This is a genomic window from Lutibacter sp., assembly GCF_040883305.1.
In the GTDB taxonomy this organism is placed as follows: Bacteria; Bacteroidota; Bacteroidia; order Flavobacteriales; family Flavobacteriaceae; genus Lutibacter.
In genome coordinates this window covers 1-4777 of the sequence record NZ_JBFLKT010000352.1, presented here as the reverse complement: position 1 = coordinate 4777, position 4777 = coordinate 1, and the positions used below count along the sequence as shown (strand labels likewise).

Annotated in this window: 5 protein-coding genes and 1 pseudogene; 5 read left to right on the top strand and 1 reads right to left on the bottom strand. The window is 30.7% G+C overall.

Annotated elements, in window-relative coordinates:
• From AB1Z17_RS11315 to AB1Z17_RS11295, 5 genes and pseudogenes are all read left to right on the top strand, one after another.
• Positions 1 to 631: pseudogene (locus AB1Z17_RS11315) on the top strand (aminotransferase class V-fold PLP-dependent enzyme); the annotation flags it as partial.
• 151 nt (positions 632 to 782) lie between these two features.
• Positions 783 to 1847 carry a zinc metalloprotease gene (locus AB1Z17_RS11310; protein WP_368051901.1) on the top strand — a complete coding sequence of 355 codons (1065 nt, stop codon included), beginning with the start codon at positions 783 to 785 and terminating at the stop codon, positions 1845 to 1847.
• A 66-nt stretch (positions 1848 to 1913) separates the two neighbouring features.
• A complete protein-coding gene (locus tag AB1Z17_RS11305) occupies positions 1914 to 2321 on the top strand; it encodes a hypothetical protein (RefSeq protein WP_368051900.1) in 408 nt (135 codons plus the stop codon).
• 353 nt (positions 2322 to 2674) lie between these two features.
• Positions 2675 to 3733 carry a zinc metalloprotease gene (locus AB1Z17_RS11300; RefSeq protein ID WP_368051899.1) on the top strand — a complete coding sequence of 353 codons (1059 nt, stop codon included), beginning with the start codon at positions 2675 to 2677 and terminating at the stop codon, positions 3731 to 3733.
• 82 nt (positions 3734 to 3815) lie between these two features.
• Positions 3816 to 4223, top strand: a complete 408-nt coding sequence (locus AB1Z17_RS11295) for a hypothetical protein (protein WP_368051898.1) — start codon at positions 3816 to 3818, stop codon at positions 4221 to 4223.
• A gap of 48 nt (positions 4224 to 4271) precedes the next feature.
• On the opposite strand, the gene AB1Z17_RS11290 is transcribed toward AB1Z17_RS11295, so the two are convergent.
• Positions 4272 to 4777 (bottom strand): RNase H family protein (locus AB1Z17_RS11290; protein ID WP_368051897.1); only part of this gene is annotated, 506 nt, incomplete at its 5' end.

Genomic DNA, 4777 nt, shown 5'->3' with positions numbered 1-4777 from the left:
TTTTTTTGATGGCGCACTAGCTGGTCCGCTTATTTAACCTGATGTACAAGCTTTGGATGTAGATTTTTATGTTGCTTCTGCACTTTAATTTTGCGGTCCAACTGGTGTTGGTATTTTATATGGAAAAGAGGAGTGGCTGAACAAACTACCTCCTTACCAAGGTGGTGGTGAAATGATTAAGCAGGTGACTTTTGAAAAAACTACCTATGCAGGTTTACCTCATAAATTTGAAGCTGGAACACCAAATATTGCAGGTGTTATTGCCTTTGGAACTGCTATTGACTATATGAATGAAATTGGTTTTGATAACATTGCAACTTATGAACATAAATTGTTAGACTATGCTACAAAAAAACTCCTCCAAATTGAAGGTTTAAAGATTTATGGTACTTCAAAAAATAAAACTGCGGTTATTTCATTTAATATTGGAGAAATTCATCCGTATGATATTGGATCCATTATCGATAAATTAGGAATTGCTGTTAGAACTGGTCATCACTGCGCACAACCAATAATGGATTTTTATAAAATACCCGGAACGGTTAGAGCTTCTTTTTCTTTTTACAACACTTTTGAAGAAATTGATTTATTATTTTATGCTTTAGTAAGAGCAAAAAGTATGCTTTGTTAAACGTTAAATAAACCACAGTATATATTAATATTTGATAATTACAATACATTATTATTTTATTGATATTGTTTTTCTTTTATTTTTTTTAGCGTATCTTTAAGATATTCATCCCAAAATAGAAAATTATTAATCTAAATAATCTAAATTTAAGATGAAAAAACTTATTTTTTCCTTGGCAATATTAGCATTAACTGTTGTTGCCTGCCAGCCAAATTCCGACGAAGTTGTACCAAATCAAGAAGTTGCAACAATTGACATGAGTGATTTTTATGTATACACTGATAGTGATGTAGAAAAACCTTCAAGTAATGCAAAAAAAGACAAATGTCAAACTATGAAAGTATTAAACAGACAATTAAAAGAAAATCCAGGATTGGAAAAACGTATGTTTGATATTGAGAAACACACACGTACCTATATTTATTTTAAAGGAAAGCCTAAAAACCCAGGCGGTGGTAATGGCGGTGGTAATACACCTCCACCTGCTCCAGATCCTTATATTGGTATTATTACTATTCCAGTAGTTGTTAACATTTTAGAAGACCCTGCCCATCCCGTAACACAAGCCCATATCGATTCTCAAATTGCTATTTTGAATGCTGATTTTAATAATAACAATCCTAATACAGCTGGAGTTCCTAAAGAATTTGCAGACTTAGTTGCTGACACTGAAATTACTTTTACGTTAGCTGCAATAAACAGAAAAGCTTCAAGTAAATCTGAATGGGGAACAAGAGACGCAATGAAATTAGAAAGCGAAGGTGGAATTGATGCTACTGACCCTACAAATAACTTAAACCTTTGGGTTTGTGAAATTGGTGGTGGCATTTTAGGCTATGCACAATTTCCAGGTGGAACTTTAGCAACAGATGGTGTGGTTATTGGTTCAGATTATTTTGGTGAAAATGCAGCTGGTGGTGTTTACGGACATGGAAGAACGGCAACTCATGAAGTTGGTCACTGGTTAAACTTACGCCACATTTGGGGAGATGGTAGATGTAGACAAGACGATTTTGTTGCTGATACACCAAGTTCTGATGGCGCAAATTACGGGTGCCCTTCATATCCAACTGTTAACTGTAAATCAAACGATATGACCATGAACTATATGGATTATGTTGATGACAACTGCATGTATATGTTTAGTAATGGCCAAAATGATAGAATAAGAGCAATTTTTGCTTCTGAAGGACCTAGAGAAAGTTTTGTAAACTAAAACATCATTATAAAAAAGGGAGCTTAGGCTTCCTTTTTTATCTTTAAATTAAAAAATTATTTAATAATGAGAACTTTAAGCGCTTTTATTCTTTTTATACTTATTTTATTTCAATCTTGCCAAAGCCAAGAAAAAATGATAACTACTTCAATACATTATTCAGCACAAACACGTGGGTATATTTATTCAATACAATTAGAAAAAAATATACTTGAAATAAATAATAACAACACAATTAAAAAAATTGAATTATCAAAAATTCCATTACTAGAAATTAACCAAGCACTTGATGAAATTGATTTTAACGAAATTAAAAATAATATATCAATAGATGATTTAGCAGTTGATAAAGCCATAAAAGGTGTTTTAAAAGTCCATTTCAAAGAAAAAAATTTTGAGAATGAGTTTAACCACAATTCCCTACCAAATGATATTAAAGAGCTATTTAAACTATTAGAAGCATATTTAAATTAAAATTATTTTCTGAAGTAATTTGTAAATTTATATGGCATTAATCTTTTCTTACCCAACTAATTATCGATTTTTATAAAATTTCTGGAATTGTAAGTACTTCATTTTCATTTTACAACACTTTCGAAGAAATTGATTTAGCAAATGATGCTATAATATCAACAAAGAAAATGCTTTGTTAATTATTTAACAATTTCTGACATTGTGTTATTTTCTTTATTTTATTAGCGATTCTTCAATAAATTTTAAATTTATTTTAGCATTTAGTTTGTTTTTAACATTTTTTTAATATATTCGTCCGTCTTAAATAAAGAAGACAAGACCCTTTTATTAATCAAATAATTAAAAACTTAACAATGAAAAAATTTATTCTTTTTTTCGCAATAGTAGCATTTGCTTTTGTTGCATGTCAGGAAAACTCTGACGAAGTAACCCCTACTCAAGAAACTTTAGCAGTTGACATGAGCGACTTTTATTTGTATACTGATGACGATTTATCAGGAAAAAGTGCCAATGGAGCTAACAATGACAAGTGTCATAGTATGAAAGTTTTAAATCAACAATTAAAAGAAAATCCAGGATTGTACAAGAAAATGTACAATGTCGAAAAACATACACGTCAATTTATTGCAGCTAAAAAACCATCAAACCCAGGTGGTGGAAATGGTGGAGGCGGAGGAACCGATCCTGGAACCGACCCAGTTGATGATGGATTAGGTGTAATTAATATCCCTGTATATTTTCATGTTGTCTATAGTAATTCTGCAGAAAATGTAAGTGACGCACAAATAACTGCTCAAATGAAAGTATTGAATGATGACTTTAGAAAAGCAAACAATGATATAAATCAAGTACCATCTGAGTTCGCAGGTATTGCTGCTGATAGTGAAATTACATTTACTAATGCTGGTACTTTTAGACATTCAAATTCTACAAGCTCTTGGGGAACTAATAATGCAGTAAAATCTGCTTATCCTCCTATTACTCCTTCAACTCACTTAAATGTTTGGGTTTGTAATATAGGAGGTGGCATTTTAGGATATGCACAATTCCCAGGAGGTTCTTCATCAACTGATGGTGTTGTTTTATTATACTCTAGTTTACCTGGTGGATCTGCAGCTCCATACAACGAAGGTAGAACGGCGACCCATGAGGTAGGACATTATTTAAACTTGAGACATATTTGGGGAGATGGAAGATGTCGTCAAGATGATTTTGTTGCAGATACACCAAGTTCTGATGGAGCAAATTATGGTTGCCCATCGTATCCAACAGTAAACTGTAAATCTAACGATATGACAATGAACTATATGGATTATACTGATGATGCATGTATGTATATGTTCTCTGAAGGACAAAAATCTAGAATGAGGGCTATATTTGCACCTGGAGGAGCTAGAGAAAGCTTAAATTAATAACTTTCTATATTTTTTATTACAATTAAAAAAGGAGCGATATCGCTCCTTTTTTGTATTTTTATCTAAATAAAATTTAAAAATGAAATTTCTAATTCTTTTCTCAACACTTATTTTAACGTTATCTCCTTCTTGTGAAAAACGAGAAGAAAACAAAGAAATTGAAATCAACTATTCTGCACAAACAAGAGGATTTAAATATGTTCTACATTTAAAAAACAACATACTTAAAATTGATAAAAACAACATTATAAAGGAAATAACATTAAATAAATCTCAATGTTCTAACATTGATAATTTAGTAAATAACATAAATTTTAATGATATTGAGAATAATATTTCAATTGATGAATTAGCCGTAGATCGAGCAATAAAAGGAATCTTTATAATAAAACTAAAAGAAAAAGAATACCAGTTTGAATTTAATCATCAAAAGCTTCCAGTTACTATTAAAACTTTAATCAATCAACTTGAAGAGTTTTTAAGTTGAAAGTTTAATTATCCTTTAAAATATTATTAAGAAATTTGAATACTTATGTTACTTTCTTCCAAAATCTGCAGGGATTTCTCCCCAGGCTTTAGTTTCCCATTTTAAAATTTTAGTTGCATAGGTGTTTTCTTTCAACCATTTTTCGGCACGTTTTACAAAATCGAATAATGGTTTATTTTCTGAAGTAATTTGCAAATTAGTGCGACATTGACCTTTTTTTACCCAGCTTATTGCAATTTTAGAATCTGAATAAATTGGTAAATCTGAATTATGCTGTTTTAAATAACCTAAGCCATGAACCAAAGCTAAAAATTCACCAATATTATTTGTTCCTTGCTCAAAAGGCCCTTGAATAAAAAGCTGCTTTTTTGTTTTAGTATCAACTCCTCTATATTCCATTTTACCGGGATTTCCGGCACAAGCAGCATCAACCGATAAAGATTCTAAAATAGGCTTACCAATTAATTTTAATTCAGATTCAGATAGTTTTTCTTTTTTTGAATCTTTTCCAACATAATCTTTATAATTTCCTTTAAAAGCTTTTTCTGCTTCAT

Excerpts from the sequence above, each read along its gene's own strand:
- AB1Z17_RS11305 (WP_368051900.1), top strand. The coding sequence starts at position 1,914 with ATGAGAACTTTAAGCGCTTTTATTCTTTTTATACTTATTTTATTTCAA.
- AB1Z17_RS11310 (WP_368051901.1), top strand. The coding sequence starts at position 783 with ATGAAAAAACTTATTTTTTCCTTGGCAATATTAGCATTAACTGTTGTT.
- AB1Z17_RS11300 (WP_368051899.1), top strand. The coding sequence starts at position 2,675 with ATGAAAAAATTTATTCTTTTTTTCGCAATAGTAGCATTTGCTTTTGTT.
- AB1Z17_RS11295 (WP_368051898.1), top strand. The coding sequence starts at position 3,816 with ATGAAATTTCTAATTCTTTTCTCAACACTTATTTTAACGTTATCTCCT.